We start from the raw sequence: 23,299 nt of genomic DNA, 5'->3' as shown, positions 1-23,299 counted from the left end.
TATTTAATTTTATATTTTAAGTATATTTTAATTTAATATGCTTATGTATTACATAAGTAATAAACATATCATTATAACCTATTTTAAACATTTAAGATACTTAATAGTATAAATTATCCAAAAATAAATGGCAATTAATAAATAATTTAGAATTAATATACTAAGTATTTGTAATAAACAATAAATGTGTGATATTATGATAGACCTTGCAAAACAGCATTTAAAAAAAGTATTAGAAACATCTGGTGCGAATACAAATTGTGAATATTATCCTTGTCATTATGAAGGACAGTCTTGTTTATGGTGCTATTGTCCATTTTATCCTTGCAATGATGAAGAATTAGGTGATTGCATTACGAGAAAAGATGGTTCTAAAATATGGAGCTGTATGAATTGTAAGTGGATTCACAAACCTGAAATAGCTTCAGAAGTTCTAAAACAAATATTGCAGATTACTCAAATGGACACTATTGAGGAAGCAGTTAAAAAATTAGACGAAGACCCTTCAATATTAGAAGATATTAAAAATAATGTAGCAGAAAAACTCGGAAAAAACAATGAATAAAAGATAAATATCACTAATAAGGATAAATGAGTATATACAAAGATAAATAATAAAAAAATAAAGAATAATACAATTAAATAATTTATATATTTAAATACCATAAATTAAAATAGATTATAAACTTTAAAAGTGGAAATTATGGATTTTTTGATTATTGCATATATATTAAATGGCTTTTTGATTGGATTGGCGACATATACTGATATAAAAGAAAAGATAATACCGCATTATATCACAATAATAATGTTTTTGTTAAATGTTTCTGTTGGATTTTATTATTTTGGATTTGATTCCATAGCGGCATTAATATCTACGCTTATTTTGGGTTTAATACTTGGTGTAGGTATGGGTGGAGGGGATATTAAGCTTTTTGCCACATTAGCACCTATATTTGCATATTCAAGCTTTTTATATGTTCCAATTCCTATATTTGCAATAATACTATTAAGTTTTATATTTGCAAGTATTTGGCCAATGAAAACCATATTTATAAAATATTGGAAGGAAATTGTGCCTTCTGCAGGTTATATGGCAATGATAATTGGTTTAATTACTTATGTGGTGGATATATATGCTTTACCTTATAAATCGATATTTGTTTGGGGTTTTGCAATTATTTCAATACTTTTGGGTAGAAAATTCGAAATATATGGAAAATTAGCAAGATATTTGGGTTATATGTCCCCATTATACTTATTAGCTATTTACGCAATGGATAATTCATATTTTTTAACTCAAAACGTACTATTGAATTATGCAGTTTATGGATTAGAATTAAGCTTACTTTCTGTTGTAATTTATGCTTTGACTGGTGCAGAGATATCTATTAAGAAACCAATTTCGGAATTAAAAGAAGGGGATATTATACGGGATATAATTATCATAAATGGAGATAATGTTTCTGTTAATAATTCGAGCCTCTTTAAGAGAATAAAAATAATGTTTAATGCCCAAATTGGTAAAATAGAAGGTAAAGTTATTAATTTAGATGGGGAAGGTTTGTCGAATGAAGATATAGACCTGATAAAAGATTTAAATTCGAAGGGCAAAATAACCGATGTAAATATTTTAAAGACTTATCCTTTCGTACCTTTCGTATTATTAAGTTATATAACCATTTTGCTGTTAAAATATCTTAATATATGTTCTATTTAACTTAATTGGTATTTATCGGTATTTGTCGTAGATAATTCAATTTATATAATTAATCACTATATTCATATATACTATAAAAAAAATAAAATATATTATAATAGAATTAATCAAATATTATGAAAAAGTTTCTCAATAATTTCACATTAATCGGTGAAAATTTGAAAAAAATTGAAAATACTGCTTTTAATATATATAAAAAGCAAAAAGAAGGTAAAAAAGGTAAAAAAGGTCAATTATCTTTAGAATTTTCAGTAATGGTTTTAGCAATACTTGTAATTTCCTATGCAATGACTTCTCATTTTATGGATGAAGTTTTAGACCAACAGGTTAAAAAAGTCGGTGATGTAGATGTGCTTGCAAAATCTGCCGTAAATCTGCTAAATTCTGGATATAATGGTTCAGAAGCAAGTTTATATTTCATACGTTCTGAAATAATTAATCGGGAGGGGCAATATGATATTACGATAGTATTGGCTAATGATACGCCAGTATCTGAAAATGATAAAAATTTTTTGAAAGATTATATTGAAGATAATGTATCCGCAGATACTACGGTTGCCTTAAAATTTGAGAATTAAACGAATTTGTACTTAATTTACAATAAACTTATCGTTAATCTAAACCCATAAATTAATATAAAATGTAAAAGATAGATTACCTTATTAAAAGAGATTTTATACCATATTTAATTTTATATATCCAATTTTATTTATGATACTCATTATTTATTATTAATTATTGACAGTATTGTTATATTTAAGGGGGAAATGATGTCTGCTGAGGAGTATAGCGATAAAGTAAAGTCTTTGAAGTCTAAGTCAAAAAAGTCTTCAAGAATTTATTATAGGCACCTTCGTTCAGTTTTAATACTGGCGCTGATAACGGTTATTATTGTTAGTTCTTACTATATCTATACCAACATAAAAGCCGAAGACCAGGTTAGATTAGAACAAACTAAAGAGTCGTCTATGGTTACAGTAAATAATTTATTTGAAGCCTATCCTTCAGACCATCGAAGGTTGTCATTTATTGCCAAAATACAAAACAGTCAATCTATATCTGAAGTAAATGATGTGGTTGACGAAGCCACTGACTATATACAGGTGAAGGAATATAAAGATTCGTCGATTGGTCAAATTATTGCCATGTACGGCTCCTATTATGATTATAGTAGTAGAGCACCTGAATTAGTTCGTAAAATACAAAGTGCAAATAGTATTGCTGAAATAGATGAATACTTTAGTACGATTGATATAAAATCTGAAATAACAACCGTATTAAATAGCTATGTAGATTATCAGCTTTCATCTGGTGATGAATACTATTACGTTAAAACAAAAACAACCAAAATATTTATTAATAGGGATAATTTACAAAAATATGTAGAATCTTTAAATTTGGGAAGTTTAGATGGATTTTCTATAACTTCCGTTAAAGGAATGGATAAAGTAACGATAATGTTAACCTCAGACCAATGTGGTAAATTACCTGAGGTTGGTGAATTTATAAAAATATATTCAAAGAATGATACTAATTTCTTAACATACGCAATTGTAGATAATTCATATATGGCATTATCTAATTTGGAATATTCTGAAACAAAAATGGTATCTTCTGCAGTAGAAGATGATGGTAATAAAGATACTTTAGAAAGTAGTTCTTCTGTATCATATTCTCTTGACAATGTACCAGGAATATTGCATGCTACAGTAGCAGGAAAATTGGATTACAGCAGTGTAAGCAGTAAATTTTCGAGTTATGGTCAAAAGTTAAACGAAATTGAAGAGAAAACTCAAATATTTGATGATAACGTTAATTATGTATTGATTGTATCAATACCTTCTGAACAAATTCCATTACTTATTTCAAAGGATAGTGAAGAACTCGTGATTGTAAGAACATTAGGTGGTTTGGATGAAGTCTAAATCGGAAGATACAAAAACTAAAAATTTAAAAGGAAATAATTTAATTAAAATTTCCTTACTCTTCTTTTTCGTATTATTTATTTTAATATCCATAAATTCAACATTTGCAGAAACAAATGTGGCTTCTTTATATACAAATTGGGAATTCAAAGGAGATATGACTAATAACAACCCATATTCTGTTTTTGTAAACGTTCCTACTGATGTTAAATATGAAATTAAAGAATTAAAAAAAGTTCAATATTTTAAAACCTTGGATTACGAAGATTATGATGATAATGGATACGAATATGATACGTTAAATGTAGATATAGACCCTTTATCTGAATTAAATAGTCGAACGGGTTTTTGGATACCGCCTTATTCAAAAATAACATTTAAATTTTATGGTGCAGGAATTGATTATCTAATAGTGGACTACGAAGAAGACGAGGAAGACGAGGAAGATGAAGAGGAAGACGAGGATGAAGAAGATGAAGATACAGTAATTCAGACAACTGCTTCTAAGGTAATTATTAATATTACTCGAGGTACTGATTTGGGTTTAGATTATGAAGAGGACAAAATGGAGATTGTAGGACCAATGGTTCTTTCAAATATAAAAGTAATCGATTTAAACGAATTTATACCGGCATACAAAAATAATGGTATATCATTGGATAACGTTCGTCTTTACGTGCGTGGTAATATAGTTAATTTGGCAGGGGGCACTGTTTCATTAGTTATGCCAGCACCAATTATTATAAATGGTTATTCTTCTATAGATACTTATAAAGCTATAGATGGACCAAAAGCTTGGATGGAATCATACAATGATTGGGTAAGTAGATTTAAAGGTCTTTCAAGTAAAAATACTCAAATAGACAGTTATTTACTGCCTATAGTTGATGATTATTCATTAATTGATAATTCAATGGACGTTCCTGCGTTTGCATATACAACAGATTCTCCGGAAGATGTGGGATTTTACTATGTAGTTAAATGGGAACCAAAATCTTCAGGTTTTGAAGCTGAAGACTTGTTTATTTAATTATTATATAATAAAAAGTAGTTAATCTATTATTAATTATAATTATAAATTTTATCAATATATCTTTTAATTACTTCAATTACTTCAATTAGTCTTATTCTATTATCTTATCATAATTTAATTGTTTTATCGAGTTGCTAAAATCTAAGGATGATAATATGAAGATTAAACTTAAAAATAAATCTGTTAAACCTGAAGCTAATCCGAAAAAAATATTCGGTAGAAAAGTTAGAAATGGTAAAGGTCAAATCTCAATGGAGTTTTCCATATTATTTTTAGCTTTATTGGCCTCTGTTGTAGTGGCAACTATAATTCCAGGTTTATTTGGTTTGGATAAAACTACAGAAGTTGCTAAAGCAAGTTTAGCACATGGAAGTTTATCCAATTTGAAATCTAATATTCAAATGATGGATACACTTGATGAAGGTTCTTACAAATTAGTTAGGGTAAAATCACCTTCTGAATCAACTTGGAATTTTGCAACTAATAATATTACAGTTTCAGGCGATGGTTTTGAGGTTGTTGCAACTTTTGATAGTGATATTCAAATGTTAAATGGAAGTTCCATATATGTTAATACTTCAAAATTGTTATCTTTTAAATTATTGAAAGAAGACAATAGAATTAAAATCGAAGTAATACCTTAATTAATTAGTAATGGTTAGCAAAATAATTTATTAATTTATTAATATCTTATTATACTTTGATTTCAAAACAAATTCTTTTTTATAATTTTTAATCTTATTTTTAAAATTTACAGTAGATAATCCATAAAAATATATATTTTTTCGAATATATTTAATATCATAAAATAGAAAATTATTTACAATGCCTAGTATTATCAAAACAATTTTAAAATTTAATATACTTTATAAAAAAAGATATGATTATATATCTAAATTAAAACTACATATCAAATGAGAATCTAAAAATTGGGACTCAATTCAAAAAGTAGATACTATGAAAGTATATAAATTCAAAAAAAATAAAGGACAAATTGCGTATGATTTTTTAATAGCAATGCTTCTAATTATAATAACATTTTCTATAATTGGGAATATTGTTATCAATACCGCAAATGAATTTAAAAGATCTGAAATAGTTAGTTCAGCGGATGCTATACTTAATATATTTGAAAATACGGCGATTGTGGCATATAATGAAGATATAGTATTGGATTCAAGTTTTGATAGGATATATGGAAAAAATTATGACATATATTATGCGAATAAGGTAATACATATCACTGGAAAAACAAACATAACATTTTATAAAAATGGTACTAAAATAATGACTAAAAACGCAGTATCATCTGGATTAGATATGGGCAATTCCTTAAAAGTCGTAGTTGATGATTTTTACGTTTCAAAGGAGTTAAATGTAGAAATGGCGTAATTAAATAAACTTAATAGTATTAAAAGTAATTTTGGACAATTTAGTTATTTTTAATTAACCCAATAATCAAAATGTGGAAAAATCATTTTTAAAGGTAAATTATGAAAATTATCGAAAAAGACAAAGATTTTAAAAAGAAATCCAAAATTCAGTTAACAATTGACGGATTGACTAATAATGACCAAAATATATTAGTTCGTAAATTGGGGTCTAAAAAAGGTTATATATTCAGTTATGAGGCATTAATCGTAATAATGTTGTTCTTGATAATTTTTTTCATAATTACGTCTAACCTATCGTCATCTATGCTTACAGCTCAAAATGAAATACATTCGACTCAGGAAATTCAAAAAGTTAACTTACTCGCAACAAAAATTTATAAAGATTATGAATTCCCATCAGATAATTATGAATCGGACTATTATGATTTTTTAACAAATTTAACAAGACATTATTATAGCAGTAATAAAATAAAAGGTAGCTATGACCCTAATTGTGTAGATATTTATAATTACGAATATGAATACCAGTTTAATAACATTGAGGTTTCAGATATTAATTCGCTTATAGTAAATACGTCTACACACGAGGGAACATTTGAAAGAAAAGTGTATAACTTTAACCGTAAAAAATTAGTACCGGTTTCATTATCTAAACAAATTGGTTATAAGTACTACTTTACTCTGTCTCAGGGTCAAATCTTCTACTACAAAAATAATGATGAATATGTGCTGGGTAATATTACGTTAAGTTCTGATGTACCAACAAATGCAATATTTGAAGTAAATGGAGTTATAACAAATAGAACCCTGTCTTCAACGGAATCACTTTCTGAATTTGAGAAATTTTTGGATTATGACGGTGGTAATTGCTTAGAAATTAAATTATTAAGTGTAAGTAATAGTCCTGAAACTAATAAAGTTTATTTCACAATTACGAATGATTATAATATTATGAATTATGGTCTTAAATTAGAATCACATAATATTACGTTGAGTATTGGCGCTTAATAAATTATCAATCAAGTATCAATCAAGTAATTGTTTTATTATGGGATATCAAAACTAAAAAAATTAAAATAAAACAAAAATTAAAATAAGCTCTAATTAACTAATAATATTACATTAAAGATACCGTCGGTGATTTAACTATGATATTTGATTACGATGTTCTTTTTGCAATTTTGATTTTAATTGTGGGAACATCAATATATACGGTTGCAGTTTTTGAGGACACTGAAGGATACACTGAAGCAGTAGAATTCAACGTTTTGAATAATAAAGCAATATCTGCAATGGAATCTTTGTTATCTGAAGGTACTTTGGAAAATGTAATCGTATTATTAAACACCAACATAGATTCTTCAATAATTGACTCGTATATTGACAGTAGAATAGATTATGATAATTATAAGGTGGCTGTCGGGAATTATAGCTATTCAAAGGGTGCTGTAAATGATAATTTTGCAATAGCTCACACTGTAGTACAAATAAACAGGTCAAGTGGCTGGTATGTGGTATATTGGAATGTAATTTTTGGCCCTAAGAATATTAATACAATGGGTCCTTTTTCTGATGAAGATACCGCATTTATCGCATCTGAAGCAATATCTGCTGACCGTAAAAAAATAATATATTATCATAAATCTGGAGTGCCAATAAATGCATCTTTGATTTTATATCCTAATTAATTTTATATTTATTCAGTAATTTATAATTAAAATTCAAATTAAATAATATTATAGTTCATATTTCATATTTTAAAATTTAATATTTAGATTTATATGGTATATTTGTATTTTATATTCGATATAAGATATTATTATAAAATTATCCTATTATCCTATTATCCTAATTATTATAATTATTATAATTATTAAAATAAAGATAACGTTGTGATATAATGTATCTTTCCCACTCTACAACAACACTGGTACTTTTAATAATGTTGTTCGGCGTAATATCATTTACAATGCTGGATACGTATAAGAATAGCGCATTAGAAGAAGCCAATGCTGATACTTTAGGGTTAAAAGCAGATTCTTTAGAAATTTTAGTTTCTAATTCATTGCCCAAGGTTTTTAATAAAGTTTTAAATGATGCAGAATTTCAAGTGATAAACGATTATAACTCGGGTAGTTCTACTCCATTTTTTGATAATACGGATAGTGTGCTGTATTATTTAGAAAATCACACCGAATCAGAAATTCAAAATGATATAAATGCAATTAAAACTACTTATGAAAATGCAGGTTATGAATTAAATTATAATTTCGAAATAACAAATATTTCAATGGTAAACGGATTTACTTTTAATGTAGATTATACTTTAGATTATAATCTATCGAAAGCAGGTGCTTTAAGAAGTAAATCTTATGAAAATTCAAAAAACATAACTGTTAAAACAATAATTAGTGCATTCCACTATGTAAAAAGTGATACAAAAGATTCAATATATATAAAAAATCCAAACACTGAAAATTTGGAAAATTTCCCTGTACTAATTGTATTAAATAACTCAAATTATAATTTTATCAAAAATAGTGACGGTAATGGATTAGATTTTTACCATAATGGTGTAAAATTAAATTATTGGGTAGAATATTGGAATTCATCAGAACCAAACCCTAAAGCATTTGTATGGTTAAAAATGAATTTAAGTGCGAATTCTGTTGAACAAGTAGATATTTATTACTCCGGCACAGGTGTTTCAGATGGGAAATCCGTGTTTACAATGTTTGATGGATTCGAGAATAGCGATGACACATTATTTAAAAAATATATCCATATTAATAATAATCAATGGGATTATGAATCATCTACGAGCCCATTTTCTAACTCATTATATAATATAAATATGACTTATTCAATGGCAGATAATCAGCCTCCTAAAATGATAACATACACTGAATTAAATTCTTTAGTACCTGATGATTTATTTCACCCCGTGCAGGGAAAATTATACATTGCAGAAGTGGATTTAATGGGTAAAGAAGATGGATACACTGCCCCACAAATGTTAATGGGATATTATGGTAGATATCACGATGGAAACGATATAGTAATATTTAACACTGCAGAATTGGGTGGTAGATGGGGTATCTATAATTATTGGAGCATTACAAATAATTTGGCAGATTTCCTCTATTCCAATGGCCATATGAATGACTTAAAATTAGGTTGGGAATATGAAAATTTATGGGATGAAGGTGGATTATTAGAACGTATTGAATATGTTAAATCTGGAACTTATCACGAATATACGACTTATGATGACCAATGGTATAGGATTAAACTTGTATTGGACCATAAAACAGAATATACGAGTTTTTATTTGAATACCCTAAATAATTACATATCTCAAAATGGAGAAGTGCCTCTTCAATTTAGTGCTTATCCAAAAATATTCCAGTTTTCAGTAAATAATGATGTGAAAAAAGCTTTAAATGCAGAGGGTTCTTATTTCGTATTGGGTAGTTCAAACGGAGATAATGATAATAACCCTGAATTACATTATGATAATTTTAGGGTAAGAAAATATGCAAATCCTGAACCTTATGTTTCAGGTTGGACATTAGGAAATAATTTAGTTTATATATCACCGCCATCTTATTCTGAATCATACGAGTTAGGCGGTTCTAATGCCGTATTTGTAGAAAACCCTACAAGTCCATCAATTGTAGATATGTTGACAGGAATAAATAACTCTGATTGGGGATATGGGATTACAATAGCTTCATATCTCTAACTTTTTTAATTTTTAAACATTTTTTTAAACATCTTTTATATTTTTAAACATTTTTTTAAAATATTTTTAATATTATTTTATAAAATGTTTTAACATCTAAAAAAATCTAAAAAATAAAAAGAATAGTGGTATATAAAATTAAAGTATTAAAAATATGGATATATTATTTTAATAAACCCATTGCTTTATTTGTCATTTCAATTGATTTAATGTTATCTTCTTCCATTTGCAACATAGCCCTTATACAATCTACGTTTTCAGGAATCACATCACTTTCTTGGTGTACTGCTTGCATCATAAAGATTTCATTGTCAATTACGTTTATACTTTCTTCCCAAACAGGAATTTCGTTTAAATCGTATCTCAATCTTCCCATATCTCTTGACATTTCAATTAAAGCTGCTGTTGAATCTAAACCTTCTGAAGCTTTCACGGTGAAAATTCTTGGCGTTTTAGCAATTGCATCTACTATATCGTCTTTTGTAGCTCCTGTAGTTTCAACCATTAATGAGTGCATGTGCATTAATGTTGTAGGTACTATAACAGCTGATGAAATAATTTTTCCTTTGAATTTTTTGATTACTGATTCTACATCTGGGCCGTGGTGTGAAGGTACATCTGTTGATGGTATAATTGCGTTAACAGGACCTTTTTTAGAGTCGTTAGGGTCTACCGCTCTTCTTATTAATACAACTCTTGCTTTTAAAACGTCTGTAATGGAATCTATGGCATATAATGACCTGCATAATCCTGTTGTATTACATGAAACTAATCTAATAGCATCTTTGCCATAACATCTATCGTAGCTCCACAATGAGTTAAAAGAGTCTTCTGCATCGTTTGCTTTTTCTCCACCCTGAATAATGGCTTTTACATTATTCTTTTTGTAAAGATTTTCAAGATTTTGTTTTCCTATCTTTTTAGGGGCTCCATCTACTACTAAATCAGCATCTTGAATCACATCATCAATTGTTCCGGATATTTCCAAACCTGCTTCTTCAAATAGGTGAGCTCTTTCAGGCACTGCAGCATATAATTTATAACCCTTCTCTAAAGCCATTTTTGCTTCAAAATCAGGTTTTGTTTTTGTAACACCAATTACTTCCATATCTTTTTGGCAAGCTACTGCATCAGCTACTCTTTTACCAATCGACCCATACCCATTTATTAATATTTTTGCTGTCATTACATCACCATTTTTCTTTTTATGTCCTATTTTCATCTTTATGTTATAATATGGTATATTATCGTATTACTTTTTAATTTTAAATATCGATAATTAAGGATGTTAAATTTTAATCTGTATCTCATATAATAATTTGTATCCTATGGTATTAATATTTTATATTGTTTTGTATTATCCTATATTATTGGAGGTAAATAAATTATTCTAAAATTATTAATAATTATAATAGTACAATAGTAAAGTAATATGACAATACAATAACATAATAATACTCTTAAAAACATACGAATAAATATTATAGATGATACACATATAAGTTAATAAATAACTTTAAAATATAAAATTATATAAAGGACTATATTCAATATTATAAGATATTTATAAACTAAATTATATCATATATTCTAAAATAAGGTAAGATATTATGTATTTAAATCTAATAAAAAAGAAATAGATAAATACAATTGAGAAAATAATAGTGTAATAACCAATATGAAAACTAAAACAAAATATGCTGATAAATTTGTATTTTATTATTAAAATTTATTATTAAAATTTATTATTAAAATTATGTAATTTAATTTTGGTTGACAATTAGACTAAAATAAAATAAAATATTGCGTATACAGGAGGAAGATTATGCAAATGGTTCCAGGAGCATCAGGATACGATAGAGCAATTACAATATTCAGCCCAGAAGGTAGATTATACCAGGTTGAGTATGCAAGAGAAGCTGTTAGAAGAGGCACTACAGCCGTAGGTATCAAATGTAAAGATGGTGTAGTTTTAGCAGTCGACAGAAGAATTTCAAACAAGTTAGTCGAAGTATCATCAATTGAGAAAATATTCCAAGTCGATGACCATATCGTTGCTGCTACATCAGGTTTAGTCGCTGACGCAAGAGTTTTAATAGACAGGGCAAGAACAGAAGCTCAAATAAACAGAATCACCTATGGTGAAAAAATAACTGTCGAGGCACTTTCTAAAAAAATCTGTGATATTAAACAAGCTTATACACAGCACGGTGGAGCAAGACCATTTGGTTTAGCACTTTTAATTACCGGAATTGATAAGCACAGTGCCAGATTATTTGAAACAGACCCAAGCGGTGCTTTAATCGAATACAAAGCTTCTGCAATCGGTTCAGGCAGACATGTAGCAATGGAACTTCTTGAAGAAAAATACGATGAAAATATCACTGTCAAAGAAGGTATGGACTTGGCAATATATATTTTAAACAAAATAAATCCTGAATTAAATGCTATTAGCGTAGATATGGCAATTGTAAAAGATAGTGAGAAATTGGTTGAGAAAAAATCAGTTGAAGAAATTGAATCAGTTATTGAATACGTTTCAAAAGCTATCGAAGATGAAAATAAAATTCAAGAAGAAAATGAAGAATAATATTTGAAGAAAATATATTTTAATAGGTTATTGTTAAAAAATAATTTAAAATAATAATTATTTTTCATTTTTACAATATTGGGTATTTACAATATTATAACTCTATTATTTAGTTCTACATTAAATTTATATTAAATCTATATTAAATTTGCATTATTATTTTATATTAGGTTATTTTAGTGTAAAATTATTTTGTTCGATAAAACAAGTGATAAAAGGGGTATTATGGCATCATTAGATAATGCGGTTATGGCAAGACTACAATCACACGGTGAAAAATTTGAAATATATGTCGACCCATATTTAGCAGCTAAATATAAGGAAAATCAATCATCTGCGGATATTTCAGACATTTTAGCATCAGAACATATCTATAAGGACATTGCAAAAGGAGAAAAAGCTCCTGATGAACTATTAATGAAAGTATTTGAAACTTTAGATGGTAAAAAAATTGCTGAAAAAATATTGATGAAAGGACAAGTTCATTTAACTGCAGAACAGCGAAAAGAAATGCAGGAACAAAAAAAGAAGCAAGTTATATCTTTTATTGCAAGGAATACTATTAATCCACAAACCGATACTCCTCACCCTCCAAAAAGAATTGAAAATGCTATGAATGAAGCAAGGGTTTCAATAGATTTGTATAAAAGTGCTGAAGAGCAAGTAAATGACGTGATAAAAAAACTTAGGTTAATTTTACCTATGAAATTCGAAAAAAGAGAAGTGGCTGTTAAACTTGGTGGGGAATATGCAGGTACACTATACCACTCTTTGGCAGAATACGGGACTATTAAAAAAGAGGAATGGATGGGGGATGGCTCTCTTGTGTTTGTGATTGAAATACCAAGTGGTATTGAAAACGAATTTTATATGTTTTTAAATAAAATAACAAAAGGTTCTGTTCAAACAAGAGTTTTAAAAAGATTATAAATCTTTCTAAATTTTTCCAATTTTTATTTTATTTTATTTTATTTTTATTTTATTTTTTAGGTTAATTTTTAATACAATAATGCACAGTTCAAACTTGTAGTTTGGATATAGTTTTATATATTAAAAAGCAATACTAATTTTAGATAAATCATATAGTTGTTAGATGGGTAATAATCTAAATTATGTGATGATTCTTGTAATATTTTATACTATAGATAAGTTTATATTGTAGTATAGGATATTCTATAGAGTAAATATATCGTGGATATGTGTAAAACTTAATTTAACATACAACAAATATTACGTGCCGAATTTGTGTTTTTTAAAATTCAACACGTTTATGTATTAAATGGGCAAATGCTCATTTTAAAAGGATTATGATTTAAATTTGTATAATTTAGAAATAAATCCAAAAATGATGAAGTAATTTAGTAGTAATGCAAAAGTTGCAAAAAATACTAAAGAATACTAAAGAATACTAAATCAATAAATAATAAATATATTAAATTTATGAAAAAACACGAAATTACAAATTAAAGACAAAAAGGATGTAGTTTCAATATTTTAATTATTAGGTGATAATATGGTAGAATACAGCCACACTAAAAAAGTTGGTTCATCTGGTAGGTTCGGACCAAGATACGGTAGAAAACTCAGAGTAAGATTAAGAAACGTAGAAATGAAACAGAAAAAAGCATACAAATGCCCTGTATGTGGATTCCCTAAATTAAAAAGAGCAGGTACTTCAATTTGGGTATGCTCAAAGTGTAATGCTAAATTAGCTGGTGGAGCTTACACCCCTGAAACAGGTTCGGGAAAAGCTGTTACAAAAGCTATCAGAAGAGTTATTGATAGTAAAAACAGAGAAATTTAATTTAACAAATATTCTTACTTATTTTATTTATTTTATTTTAAGATTTATGAAACTATTCAATTTTTTAAGACTAATTTTTAGATATAGATTAATTATATTGCTTATTTGTAAAAATAACATAAATATAGTATATCAATATAGTAGTTATGAATAAATAAAAATATATAACTTAAATTACTATGTATATTACTCATAATAATATTACATAAAATTTTAGACTTATAATGTTATAATTATAAAAATAAAATAATATATTATAAAAATAATATAAAAAAGAAGATAATTGACGGATAATTACATAATGGTGATAATATGGTAGAATACAGATGTTCAAATTGTCAAAGAATCATAACAATTGATGATATCGGTTCAAAAGCTAAATGTCCACACTGCAGTAATAGAGTATTAATAAAATTAAGACCTAAAATAGTTAAAAAAGTTCAGGCAAGATAATTAAAGTATAATGTATATAAATGGAATATATAACTTAAGTAGGTTAGTAATATGATAATAACCACATCCCGAAAGCCTTCACAAAGAACTCGTAGTTTAGCAAATGATTTGTCAAAGGTTTTTAATATTAAAACTGTTAATCGAGGGAAAACTTCGGCTTCAGAATTAATTGAGAAATATAAAAATTTTGTAGTTATCGAGGAATTAAAGGGCAATCCTAATAAATTAAAAATATACGATGTTGAAAATAATAAAGTTCTATCGGTAATTATGGCTATCAAATTGCAAAGAGAAATCATTTCTGAAAAAGTAGAAATTCAGAATACTATAGTTTATGATTTTGAGGACAATTGTAAGGAATTTAGGAAATTATTTACAAAATTTTTGTTTAATAATCTAAAAAAGCCAATTTATGCAATTAATACTAATAAGAAAGATAATACGGAATATACCTTATTAAAATTTAACAAAGGTTGCGAAGGAGTTCATTTTTTAGATTTTTACAACGTAAATGACTCTGAAAACGTACATATTGGCCCTAAATTAAAAATCACAGGTCATAAAATTTTCGATATTTTCGAAGAGGAAGAATAAACTAACTATTCGTGAAATAATGAAAATGAAAACAAACAATAATCCATATTTTGAACTTGAATTAACATTCAACGATGTTAAAACAGCTGAAACGATATATAATAGTGTTTATGTTGAACATTGTGATAGTCAAATTCGTTCAAAATGCGATATGGAAATTAAAGATAATGTCATAAAAATATGTGGAAGTGCCGAAGAGGTAAGTATTCTAAAAGCTTCCGTATATTCATATATTCGGTGGATAAAAATCGCTGAAAACATATACGAAATTATAAATAAAAGATAATATTAAAGTTTGAATACAAATTAATCAAATAGATAATATATAGCTAATAGATAATAATATGTAATAACACCTAATAACAGAAATTTAAGAGAGGATTGATAATATGGATGTACCTGCAGATGTTCAAAACCAAATTGCACAATTTCAACAATTACAACAACAATTGCAAATGATTATGATGCAAAAACAACAATTTGAAACACAAATGAAAGAATTTGAAAAAGCTATCGAAGAAATGGCAAAATCAGAATCTGACGAAGTTTTCAAAATGGCTGGCGGAATCTTAATCAAAAGAAAAAAAGATGAAGTTAAAATCGAATTAGAAGAAAAATTGGAAACATTAAGCATCAGAGTTGCTACCTTTGCAAAACAAGAAGAAAAAATGCAACAAAGATACGAAGAACTCCAAGAAACTTTACAAAAAGCTCTCGAAGGCAACCAATAATTAAATATATATTTTTAATAAACTATTCATTTTTTAATTTTAAAACATTGCTATGTAATTATTTGAAGTTATTTGAATTTTAAATCAATCTATTTTACAAAAATTTAACAATATTACTATACAAAACAGTAGTTTAAAATATATGTTAAATAAACTTAATTTATAAATTTTAAAAGAAAAGATGATGATTTTATGAATAATAAATATGATATTGAAAAATTAAAAGAAATTCTAAAATCCGATGAAATTCTGTTTTTATGCCATCATAATGCAGACCCTGACGCAATAGGTGCATGTATTGGGCTTAGATTTTTGGCAGAACATATAAATAAGCCAAAAAAATTAAAAAATGTAAAATCGGATGAAGAAACTGGAACGAATCCAAAAACTGGAAAATACAGAATTTCAGCAAATTCAATAAGTAAAATATCTCGTAATATGCTTGAAGAGATACAAAATCTTAGTTATGATATCGAAATTTTGGAGTATCCTAAAATTCCTAAAAAGGTTTTTTTGGTAGATACCTCTTCAATAAATCAAATCACGGTTAATAAAGAAAAATTATACGAATCTTATGTATCTATGGTGGACCATCATAAAAAAACAGAACTCGCAGATAAATGTGATTTTTTAATAGTTAATGAAGAATCAACATCCACCTGTGAGATGGTAAGCCGAATACTTAAAGATATAAATTTATTTCCTCCAAAAAATGTGAGAACAGCACTACTTTGTGGTATAGCATATGATACGAAGCATTTAAAACTTGCAAGCGAAGAAACATTTAAATTGATTACTTGGTTAATTAAGGATATTAGTTTTCAACGTATACTTTATTTGTTAAGTCAAGAAAGTGAAAAAGGGAAAAGAATTGCTCATTTAAAAGCGTGCAGTAGGATGCAAATTGAAGAGATGGATGGTTTAATTATCACTATTTCAAACGCAAGCTCTTATGAAGCATCTTGTGCAAAAACAGCGGTTAGTATTGGTGCAGATTTGGCTTTAGTGGCCGCAGTTAGGAAAAGAGATAAACAAATTAGAATAAGTTCTCGTTGTAGGAAATCAGTTTCTAAAAAATTACATATGGGCGAATTGATGGAAGAAGTAGCTTCTAAGATAAATGGACAAGGCGGAGGTCATGCGGAAGCTGCAGGACTAAATGCTAATTGGGATAAATCAACTTCAAAAGATGAAGCAGTATCTAAAATTATTAAAATTTGTCTGGCAACCATAAAAGAAAAATTAAATCCTATTGATAACGTTAAAAATTAAGAAGTCAAAAATTACTAAAAATTATTTAATGGTGTATTTATGAGTAATATGGACAATAGTAAAAGATTAGAAAAAGACGAGATTTTTAATAGTTATTTTAAAAATTTAACTGAAAAAGAAAGAGCTGTATTTGAAGGCGGTATTTCAATGGGTGCATTATTTCATCAATTTGTTGGTACTCCTATAAGTATGAATTCAAAGAAGTCTTTAGAAGACGCTATAAAAGTCGCTATGGAAAATCAACCATTCATTAAAAAGGCTGTAATCCACATAAATCTAAAAATTGCAGAAGATGATTATGTATCACTAACTGGTGAAATGTTAAATGTGATATTAATTGTTGGAAAAGAAAAAGAGTATAAAATACGGCTAAATTACATACCTGAATTGAATTATCCATTAATGTATGTCGAAGAATAATATCTAATATATTTCGAGTTATTTTTCTTATTTTTCTTATTTTTATTATTTTTTTATATATTAATTTTATATTTAATTAGATATCCTTTAACAATCCTATCTTAAAATTTTACTTTAGTAGCTAAAAACTCGATAATAAATATCTATAAAATATAGAAACCCCAATTATAAAATAATGTAGATTAGTATATAATTGTTAATTGTGTCAATGGTAAAATTATGAATGATAATAATGTTGAAAATTCTGGAGTTTTAAATGACTTAGAAAACTTGAAAAAGACTTTAAATATAAAAGAATTAAGAGCCGATTCTATTGAAGATTTAATCGATAAATTAGACGAATTAAACGATGAAGAGGAAGGAATTTATATTAATAAAGAACTTACAAAGTCGTTAATAATCGAGCTTTTAGAGGTTTGTGAGGTAGAAGAAATCTATTTGCCAGTTTCTAAATACAAAAGAACTAATAAAAAGATATTGGAAGCACTGGAGGAAATAGGAATAACAGTTAAACCTTTAAAGACTGCAACGGGACGCCCTACAAATAATAAAACAATAATAAAACAACATATGGAACAAAGTAAAACTCCCAAGGAAATTGCGAAAATCACAGGAATTAATTTAAAAACTATAGAATATCATTATTATAAATTAAAAAAATCAATGAATTAATAAATTAGTAAAGCAAGGAATTTTAAAAATATATCTATTTATTTAATTTAAATATGGTGGAATTTTGAAAATAAATGGCGAAAAAAATAATGGCAACAATATTATACAGGACATAAAAACGATAAAAACGATAAAAACCAATTTAAAAAATGGGGAATTGATAAGACGACTCCTTTTAGATTACAACTTATTAAATAAAGATTATAAATTAAAAAAATCAAACAATGATTTATATTTGCCATTAAATAAGGAACTGGAAGAAATGGAAGATATTAACGAAAATGACTTAAAAAATGTTATATCTCAAAATAAAAGCCAAAATGGAATTATTGAATTTGAAATAATAACTCTAAAAGAATCTGATTTCGAAAAGTCAAATGGTAAAAAAAATCCAAGTTTTAAAGATTATTTAATAACCAATTACGATGAAGAATTAAAAAATGGAACTATTGCACACGCTTACGATATAATCGGAGATATTGTAATATTGCAGATTTCTGATGAAATAAGCAAGGAAGAACGTTTAAAATTAGGGGAAAAAGCCAAAGAGTTAATACCTTCCGTAAGAGCTGTTTTTAGACGAGAAAGTGATGTAAAGGGCGAATATAGGGTAAGAGATTTGGAACATTTGGCGGGGGAAAAAGATACATTAACCCTTTATAAAGAAAATGGCTATAAATTATACGTTGATGTAGCAAAAGTGTATTTTTCACCTAGATTAAGCTGGGAAAGAAATAGAATAATGCAAAAAATCGAAAAGGATGATATTATAATCGATATGTTTTGTGGTGTGGGTCCTTATTCAATTGCTTGTAAGGATGCAAAAAAGATATATTCCATAGATGTTAACCCCGAAGCCATAAAATTATTAAAAGAAAATATTAAATTGAATAATCTGGAAAATAAGATAATTCCAATTTTAGAAGATGTTAGAAAAGTCAATTTAAAAGGTAATCGAATAATTATGAATTTACCAAAATATGCAAATCAATTTGTTGATAAAGCGTTAGAACTTGTCGAAGATGGCGGAACAATCCATTATTATATGGTCGGGGCAGATTTAAACGAAGGTATTGAGTTATTTAAATCAAAATGCGATTTCGAAGTTTTGGAGAGCAGGGTTGTAAAATCTTATTCTCCACGGGAGTATGTTTTTGTAATTGATTTCAAAATAATAAAGAATAATAAAAATAATAAAGAATAATGATATGGTATACTAATAATAATAATAATAATAATAATAATTAATTTAAAAATCAATAAGTTCTTTAAATTTGTTTAATATTAAAATATGTTCTTTAGAACCTACTTTTTTTATTATATCTCCATATTCTTTTATTTTATCAATCATATCTACTTTTTCATCTTTTGAAACTAACTTAATACGTGAATAAAGTACCGCAATTTCAACGAGCAACCCATCGGCTCTATTAAATGGCAAATATTCTTTATTATTTGATTTAATAATTTTTTCAGTTATTTTTTCACATTCTAGGTTCATTATATTTGAATTTCCATATTCATTTTTAAAATTGATAACTTTACGATTTTTAACTTTAATAATAACAATTTTTTCAGCTTCTTTTACATAATAATAAGTTTTTCCACAATATTCTAATTTTTCATAATTTCCAAAGTCGTTAATCACTGATTCAGCAATAATTAATGGATTACAGACGTTTAAAATTATAATATCCTCGTTTTTTAACATTTCATAGGTATGGGAACCTTCAAATAAATTGATTATAAAATTTTCAAAATCAGAAGTTTTTGCCCCAATTGGCGCCCTATTTAATAAAGAAGACGTTAATACATACTCAAATTTCATAATATCTCTACACTAATTTTTTAACAATTATAATTTAAATAATCTACGAAATTGCATAATAATTTTATAATATGGTACTATATACAAATTTATATACAAATTTATATACAAATCATATAATAAAGATTTTTGTAATTGTAATTTGGTGAATATATGTATTCAAAATGTAAGGCGATATCTCACGGTTCAGGGACTATAATAAACGCTATTGCTACTAATAAAGGCTCTGCATTTGGTATAAATTTAGGAGTCGAGGCAACGGTGGAATTGATAGATGACCATAAAAATATAATTGAAGGGATGGCGGATAATGGTAATATATCCCCTAATTTAATAGGAACTTGTGTAAAAAATGTTTTAGATTATTATAATTTAGATTATTCTGCAAAAGTAATGACTAAGTCTAATTTGCCAATAAAATCTGGTTTAAGTAGTAGTAGTGCGACAGCTAACGCTGTCGTTTTGGCTACAATGGGAGTTTTAGGGAAGTATCCAATATATGAAATTCAAAATCAGAATGAAATTCAGAATTTAACTGAATTAGATGATTTAATAATTAATTTGGGCATAAAATCTTGTTTTGATGAAAATTTAACAATTACGGGAGCTTATGACGATGCAACAGCCTCTTATTACGGCGGTATCACAATAACCGATAATCAAAATAGGAAAATCATAAAAAAAGATATTTTTAAAGATGAAAATTTAAAAGTAATTGTTTTAATTCCAAAAGATTATGAAAAAAATTTAAATAAAGACCGTATGAAATTGATTAAAGATTATGTTGGAATAGCATATGAGAACTGCTTAAAAGGCAGGTATTATGAAGCCCTATTTATGAATGGAATGTTTTATGCTTCTACTTTAAATTTTCCTACCAACATATCTATAGAAGCATTAGAAGCAGGTGCTTTAACTTTTGGACTTTCTGGGACGGGACCTTCCTATGTAGGACTTTGTAAGCCTGAAAATGTTTTAAACGTTGTAAAATCTGTTGAAAAATACGGTATTGTACATATTACTGAAATTTGTAATTCAAAATCTAATATAATTATTTTAGAGTAATGATTTTATTGCTAAAATCTTTTTATATTTTTTGAAAACTTACTTAAAATTTTTAATAATATATTATTTTAGCCCAATCATGCGATAATTATATAAAAGTGAAATTTATAATATATGGTGCTTTATGATATTGATTTATCAATAATTATTTTAATCGATATCTTTTAAATTAAAGTTATAAATAATAAAATGTAGATAAGATATTTATTGAATATCATACTATTGTTTGCTAATTATTTATCAATATTTATTGAATAATATCTAAATACCTAATTAGATGTTCAATATAAATTTTAAACAGGTGTAATTATGGAAGAAAAAATAACCGTAAGTGTTATCAAAGCAGATGTGGGCGGTTTATGCGGTCACACATTAGCTCCTATTGAATTATTAGACGCTGTTGAGTACGTAGTTGAAAACGCAGTTGACGAGACATTAATCGACTACTACGTTACAAACTGTGGTGATGACATCGATATTGTTATGACACACAACAAAGGTACTGACAACGACGAAGTGCACAAATTAGCTTGGGATGCATTAACAGACGCAACAGATGTTGCAAAAGAATTGAAATTGTACGGTGCAGGTCAAGATTTATTGTCTGACTCATTTTCAGGAAACGTTAAAGGTTTAGGTCCAGGATGTGCAGAAATGGAATTCGTAGAAAGAAGAAGCGAACCATTAGTTGTATTTTGCTGTGATAAAACAGACCCGGCAGCATTTAACTTGCCATTTTACAAAATGTTCAGTAGCCCATTCAACACTCCAGGTTTAGTATTTGACCCATCAATGACAGAAGGATTTAAATACGAAGTAATGGACATTATCGACCACAAAAGAGTTTTAATGAGCACACCAGTTGAAACATACTCATTATTAGCTTTAATCGGAAACTTAGAAAGATACGCAATTAAAAGAGTTTACAGAGGACGCGACAACGAAATCGCAGCTGTTGCAAGTTCAGAAAAATTGAACATGATGGCAGGAGAATACGTTGGTAAAGATGACCCTGTAGCTATTGTAAGAGCTCAAAGTGGTTTCCCGGCAGTTGGGGAAATTTTAGAAGCTTTCGCTAACCCACACTTAGTATCAGGATGGATGAGAGGATGCCACTGGGGTCCAATGATGCCAGTAGGGGAAGAAGATGCTATGCCATCAAGATTTGACGGTCCAGCAAGAATTATGGCATTAGGCTTCCAGTTATCAAAAGGTAGATTGGTAGGTCCAAATGACTTATTCGCAGATGTAGCATTCGATAAAGCAAGAGATAAGGCTTTGGAAATGGCTGAAATGATGAGAAGTATGGGTCCTTTCCAACCACACAGATTACCTGAATCAATGATGGAATACACCTCAGTACCAAAAGTTTTAAAAACTTTAGAATCAAGATTCGAAGAAATCCCTGAAAACAACTGTAAGTTAGAAAAAACTACTGATAGGGGAGATTTGGAATAATTAAATGTAATTAGATAATTAATTACATAATAAATTATTCTATTACTTTTTAATCTTGCAAATCTTTTATTTTACTTTATATTATTAAATTATTAAATTATTAAATTATTTTATTTTTTTATTTTTTTATATTTTTTATATTTTTTATATTTTTAAATCCTACTTTACAATTTATTTTTTAACCAATTAGGTATTAAGATATCTAATAACCTTATAAATATAGTTGTGAGTTAAACCTATATATTCAATAGATATATAGAATTAAACAGGAGGTGTTATGATGATACCAGTTACCATCTCAGAAGATGCAACAGAATTCATTAAAGAAAAACTACCTCAAGCAACCTCAAAAGACTTTATAGTCGTATTTGAAGGGTTTGGTTGAGGGGGGCCTAAATTTTCAGTGGATTTAACAGATAAAGTAATGGATACAGATGAATTAATCCATGAAGAACCAGATTTTAACATTTACATTGATAAGATGGCAAAACAAGTCCTTGAGAGTGTAAATATTGTATTAAAAAAATCTGTATTCAGTGGAAAATACCTTTCTATAAGGGGAGCAGGTGGATGCTGCTAATGAGGTTTAAGAACC

General features: G+C 27.3%; 26 protein-coding genes. 24 read left to right on the top strand and 2 right to left on the bottom strand.

All coding sequences use genetic code 11. The features are described 5' to 3' along the window. The first annotated feature begins 196 nt into the window (after positions 1-196). The 10 genes from J3E06_RS01780 (at position 197) to J3E06_RS01735 (ending at position 9,817) form a co-directional block, all read left to right on the top strand. On the top strand, positions 197-565 hold the full coding sequence (locus J3E06_RS01780; RefSeq protein ID WP_048187193.1) for a cysteine-rich small domain-containing protein: 369 nt from the start codon (positions 197-199) through the stop codon (positions 563-565). A 138-nt stretch (positions 566-703) separates the two neighbouring features. Beyond that, positions 704-1,720, top strand: coding sequence for an A24 family peptidase C-terminal domain-containing protein (locus J3E06_RS01775; RefSeq protein ID WP_013180605.1), 1,017 nt, complete (start codon positions 704-706; stop codon positions 1,718-1,720). A 158-nt stretch (positions 1,721-1,878) separates the two neighbouring features. Then, positions 1,879-2,298 carry a class III signal peptide-containing protein gene (locus J3E06_RS01770; protein ID WP_048187191.1) on the top strand — a complete coding sequence of 140 codons (420 nt, stop codon included), beginning with the start codon at positions 1,879-1,881 and terminating at the stop codon, positions 2,296-2,298. A gap of 192 nt (positions 2,299-2,490) precedes the next feature. Next, positions 2,491-3,645, top strand: coding sequence for a DUF515 domain-containing protein (locus J3E06_RS01765; protein ID WP_013180603.1), 1,155 nt, complete (start codon positions 2,491-2,493; stop codon positions 3,643-3,645). Continuing rightward, entirely contained in the window at positions 3,635-4,675 is a 1,041-nt protein-coding gene (locus tag J3E06_RS01760) for a hypothetical protein (protein WP_013180602.1), read from the top strand. Before J3E06_RS01765 ends, J3E06_RS01760 begins: the two co-directional genes overlap by 11 nt. Before the next feature lie 158 nt (positions 4,676-4,833). Beyond that, positions 4,834-5,322, top strand: coding sequence for a class III signal peptide-containing protein (locus J3E06_RS01755; protein ID WP_013180601.1), 489 nt, complete (start codon positions 4,834-4,836; stop codon positions 5,320-5,322). 313 nt (positions 5,323-5,635) lie between these two features. Beyond that, positions 5,636-6,070 carry a hypothetical protein gene (locus J3E06_RS01750; RefSeq protein ID WP_013180600.1) on the top strand — a complete coding sequence of 145 codons (435 nt, stop codon included), beginning with the start codon at positions 5,636-5,638 and terminating at the stop codon, positions 6,068-6,070. A gap of 101 nt (positions 6,071-6,171) precedes the next feature. Next, positions 6,172-7,080, top strand: a complete 909-nt coding sequence (locus tag J3E06_RS01745; protein ID WP_013180599.1) for a hypothetical protein — start codon at positions 6,172-6,174, stop codon at positions 7,078-7,080. A 140-nt stretch (positions 7,081-7,220) separates the two neighbouring features. Further along, complete coding sequence (locus tag J3E06_RS01740; protein WP_013180598.1) at positions 7,221-7,760, top strand: hypothetical protein; 540 nt, start codon at positions 7,221-7,223, stop codon at positions 7,758-7,760. A gap of 212 nt (positions 7,761-7,972) precedes the next feature. Continuing rightward, complete coding sequence (locus J3E06_RS01735) at positions 7,973-9,817, top strand: DUF2341 domain-containing protein (RefSeq protein ID WP_013180597.1); 1,845 nt, start codon at positions 7,973-7,975, stop codon at positions 9,815-9,817. A gap of 163 nt (positions 9,818-9,980) precedes the next feature. On the opposite strand, the gene J3E06_RS01730 is transcribed toward J3E06_RS01735, so the two are convergent. Beyond that, positions 9,981-11,003: a type II glyceraldehyde-3-phosphate dehydrogenase gene (locus J3E06_RS01730; protein ID WP_048187189.1), complete on the bottom strand. Its 1,023-nt coding sequence runs from the start codon at positions 11,001-11,003 to the stop codon at positions 9,981-9,983. A 636-nt stretch (positions 11,004-11,639) separates the two neighbouring features. Here J3E06_RS01730 and psmA point away from each other — a divergent pair. The 11 genes from psmA (at position 11,640) to trm5b (ending at position 19,557) form a co-directional block, all read left to right on the top strand. Further along, positions 11,640-12,407 (top strand): archaeal proteasome endopeptidase complex subunit alpha, encoded by a 768-nt coding sequence (gene psmA / locus J3E06_RS01725; RefSeq protein WP_198003570.1) that lies wholly within the window; start codon positions 11,640-11,642, stop codon positions 12,405-12,407. 225 nt (positions 12,408-12,632) lie between these two features. Continuing rightward, complete coding sequence (locus J3E06_RS01720; protein ID WP_013180594.1) at positions 12,633-13,337, top strand: ribosome assembly factor SBDS; 705 nt, start codon at positions 12,633-12,635, stop codon at positions 13,335-13,337. Positions 13,338-13,920: 583 nt separating this feature from the next. Beyond that, the gene (rpl37A, locus tag J3E06_RS01715; protein ID WP_013180593.1) at positions 13,921-14,211 is read left to right on the top strand and encodes a 50S ribosomal protein L37Ae; all 291 of its coding nucleotides are present in this window, start codon (positions 13,921-13,923) and stop codon (positions 14,209-14,211) included. 312 nt (positions 14,212-14,523) lie between these two features. Then, on the top strand, positions 14,524-14,664 hold the full coding sequence (locus J3E06_RS01710; RefSeq protein ID WP_013180592.1) for a DNA-directed RNA polymerase subunit P: 141 nt from the start codon (positions 14,524-14,526) through the stop codon (positions 14,662-14,664). 51 nt (positions 14,665-14,715) lie between these two features. Beyond that, positions 14,716-15,258, top strand: a complete 543-nt coding sequence (locus J3E06_RS01705; protein ID WP_013180591.1) for an rRNA maturation protein — start codon at positions 14,716-14,718, stop codon at positions 15,256-15,258. Positions 15,259-15,277: 19 nt separating this feature from the next. Next, positions 15,278-15,544 (top strand): KEOPS complex subunit Pcc1, encoded by a 267-nt coding sequence (locus tag J3E06_RS01700; RefSeq protein WP_013180590.1) that lies wholly within the window; start codon positions 15,278-15,280, stop codon positions 15,542-15,544. 103 nt (positions 15,545-15,647) lie between these two features. Beyond that, positions 15,648-15,989 (top strand): prefoldin subunit beta, encoded by a 342-nt coding sequence (locus J3E06_RS01695; RefSeq protein ID WP_013180589.1) that lies wholly within the window; start codon positions 15,648-15,650, stop codon positions 15,987-15,989. Positions 15,990-16,181: 192 nt separating this feature from the next. Next, positions 16,182-17,261: a DHH family phosphoesterase gene (locus tag J3E06_RS01690; RefSeq protein ID WP_013180588.1), complete on the top strand. Its 1,080-nt coding sequence runs from the start codon at positions 16,182-16,184 to the stop codon at positions 17,259-17,261. A 48-nt stretch (positions 17,262-17,309) separates the two neighbouring features. Continuing rightward, on the top strand, positions 17,310-17,681 hold the full coding sequence (locus J3E06_RS01685) for a dihydroneopterin aldolase family protein (protein WP_013180587.1): 372 nt from the start codon (positions 17,310-17,312) through the stop codon (positions 17,679-17,681). Positions 17,682-17,969: 288 nt separating this feature from the next. After that, positions 17,970-18,353 (top strand): hypothetical protein, encoded by a 384-nt coding sequence (locus J3E06_RS01680; RefSeq protein WP_048187564.1) that lies wholly within the window; start codon positions 17,970-17,972, stop codon positions 18,351-18,353. Positions 18,354-18,474: 121 nt separating this feature from the next. Beyond that, positions 18,475-19,557, top strand: a complete 1,083-nt coding sequence (gene trm5b, locus J3E06_RS01675) for a tRNA (guanine(37)-N1)-methyltransferase Trm5b (RefSeq protein WP_048187562.1) — start codon at positions 18,475-18,477, stop codon at positions 19,555-19,557. 45 nt (positions 19,558-19,602) lie between these two features. Here the strand turns inward: trm5b and J3E06_RS01670 are convergent, their stop codons facing one another. Next, positions 19,603-20,181 carry a DUF447 domain-containing protein gene (locus tag J3E06_RS01670; RefSeq protein WP_013180584.1) on the bottom strand — a complete coding sequence of 193 codons (579 nt, stop codon included), beginning with the start codon at positions 20,179-20,181 and terminating at the stop codon, positions 19,603-19,605. Positions 20,182-20,334: 153 nt separating this feature from the next. On the opposite strand from J3E06_RS01670, the gene J3E06_RS01665 reads away from it, so the two are divergent. The 3 genes from J3E06_RS01665 to J3E06_RS08505 all read left to right on the top strand — a co-directional run bounded on the left by J3E06_RS01665 (position 20,335) and on the right by J3E06_RS08505 (position 23,284). Beyond that, entirely contained in the window at positions 20,335-21,246 is a 912-nt protein-coding gene (locus J3E06_RS01665; RefSeq protein ID WP_013180583.1) for a shikimate kinase, read from the top strand. A 309-nt stretch (positions 21,247-21,555) separates the two neighbouring features. After that, positions 21,556-22,704 (top strand): fructose-1,6-bisphosphate aldolase/phosphatase, encoded by a 1,149-nt coding sequence (fbp, locus tag J3E06_RS01660; protein ID WP_013180582.1) that lies wholly within the window; start codon positions 21,556-21,558, stop codon positions 22,702-22,704. A 280-nt stretch (positions 22,705-22,984) separates the two neighbouring features. Beyond that, positions 22,985-23,284 (top strand): iron-sulfur cluster biosynthesis family protein, encoded by a 300-nt coding sequence (locus J3E06_RS08505; RefSeq protein WP_326480559.1) that lies wholly within the window; start codon positions 22,985-22,987, stop codon positions 23,282-23,284. Positions 23,285-23,299: the final 15 nt, after the last annotated feature.

It is taken from the genome of Methanococcus voltae (genome assembly GCF_024807655.1).
GTDB lineage: Archaea > AGJL01 > Methanococci > Methanococcales > Methanococcaceae > Methanococcus > Methanococcus voltae_D.
Note: the sequence above shows the minus strand (reverse complement) of the source record. Positions and strands in the feature narration are given on the sequence as shown.

What these genes read in the sequence shown, in the direction of transcription:
- J3E06_RS01740 (WP_013180598.1), top strand. Translation starts at nt 7,221, where the DNA reads ATGATATTTGATTACGATGTTCTTTTTGCAATTTTGATTTTAATTGTG.
- J3E06_RS01690 (WP_013180588.1), top strand. Translation starts at nt 16,182, where the DNA reads ATGAATAATAAATATGATATTGAAAAATTAAAAGAAATTCTAAAATCC.
- J3E06_RS01775 (WP_013180605.1), top strand. Translation starts at nt 704, where the DNA reads ATGGATTTTTTGATTATTGCATATATATTAAATGGCTTTTTGATTGGA.
- J3E06_RS01730 (WP_048187189.1), bottom strand. Translation starts at nt 11,003, where the DNA reads ATGACAGCAAAAATATTAATAAATGGGTATGGGTCGATTGGTAAAAGA.
- J3E06_RS01670 (WP_013180584.1), bottom strand. Translation starts at nt 20,181, where the DNA reads ATGAAATTTGAGTATGTATTAACGTCTTCTTTATTAAATAGGGCGCCA.
- J3E06_RS01745 (WP_013180599.1), top strand. Translation starts at nt 6,172, where the DNA reads ATGAAAATTATCGAAAAAGACAAAGATTTTAAAAAGAAATCCAAAATT.
- J3E06_RS01765 (WP_013180603.1), top strand. Translation starts at nt 2,491, where the DNA reads ATGTCTGCTGAGGAGTATAGCGATAAAGTAAAGTCTTTGAAGTCTAAG.
- J3E06_RS01735 (WP_013180597.1), top strand. Translation starts at nt 7,973, where the DNA reads ATGTATCTTTCCCACTCTACAACAACACTGGTACTTTTAATAATGTTG.
- J3E06_RS01720 (WP_013180594.1), top strand. Translation starts at nt 12,633, where the DNA reads ATGGCATCATTAGATAATGCGGTTATGGCAAGACTACAATCACACGGT.
- J3E06_RS01760 (WP_013180602.1), top strand. Translation starts at nt 3,635, where the DNA reads ATGAAGTCTAAATCGGAAGATACAAAAACTAAAAATTTAAAAGGAAAT.
- J3E06_RS01700 (WP_013180590.1), top strand. Translation starts at nt 15,278, where the DNA reads ATGAAAATGAAAACAAACAATAATCCATATTTTGAACTTGAATTAACA.
- J3E06_RS01665 (WP_013180583.1), top strand. Translation starts at nt 20,335, where the DNA reads ATGTATTCAAAATGTAAGGCGATATCTCACGGTTCAGGGACTATAATA.
- J3E06_RS01755 (WP_013180601.1), top strand. Translation starts at nt 4,834, where the DNA reads ATGAAGATTAAACTTAAAAATAAATCTGTTAAACCTGAAGCTAATCCG.
- J3E06_RS01780 (WP_048187193.1), top strand. Translation starts at nt 197, where the DNA reads ATGATAGACCTTGCAAAACAGCATTTAAAAAAAGTATTAGAAACATCT.
- J3E06_RS01710 (WP_013180592.1), top strand. Translation starts at nt 14,524, where the DNA reads ATGGTAGAATACAGATGTTCAAATTGTCAAAGAATCATAACAATTGAT.
- J3E06_RS01705 (WP_013180591.1), top strand. Translation starts at nt 14,716, where the DNA reads ATGATAATAACCACATCCCGAAAGCCTTCACAAAGAACTCGTAGTTTA.
- J3E06_RS01750 (WP_013180600.1), top strand. Translation starts at nt 5,636, where the DNA reads ATGAAAGTATATAAATTCAAAAAAAATAAAGGACAAATTGCGTATGAT.
- rpl37A (WP_013180593.1), top strand. Translation starts at nt 13,921, where the DNA reads ATGGTAGAATACAGCCACACTAAAAAAGTTGGTTCATCTGGTAGGTTC.
- J3E06_RS01685 (WP_013180587.1), top strand. Translation starts at nt 17,310, where the DNA reads ATGGACAATAGTAAAAGATTAGAAAAAGACGAGATTTTTAATAGTTAT.
- J3E06_RS01695 (WP_013180589.1), top strand. Translation starts at nt 15,648, where the DNA reads ATGGATGTACCTGCAGATGTTCAAAACCAAATTGCACAATTTCAACAA.
- fbp (WP_013180582.1), top strand. Translation starts at nt 21,556, where the DNA reads ATGGAAGAAAAAATAACCGTAAGTGTTATCAAAGCAGATGTGGGCGGT.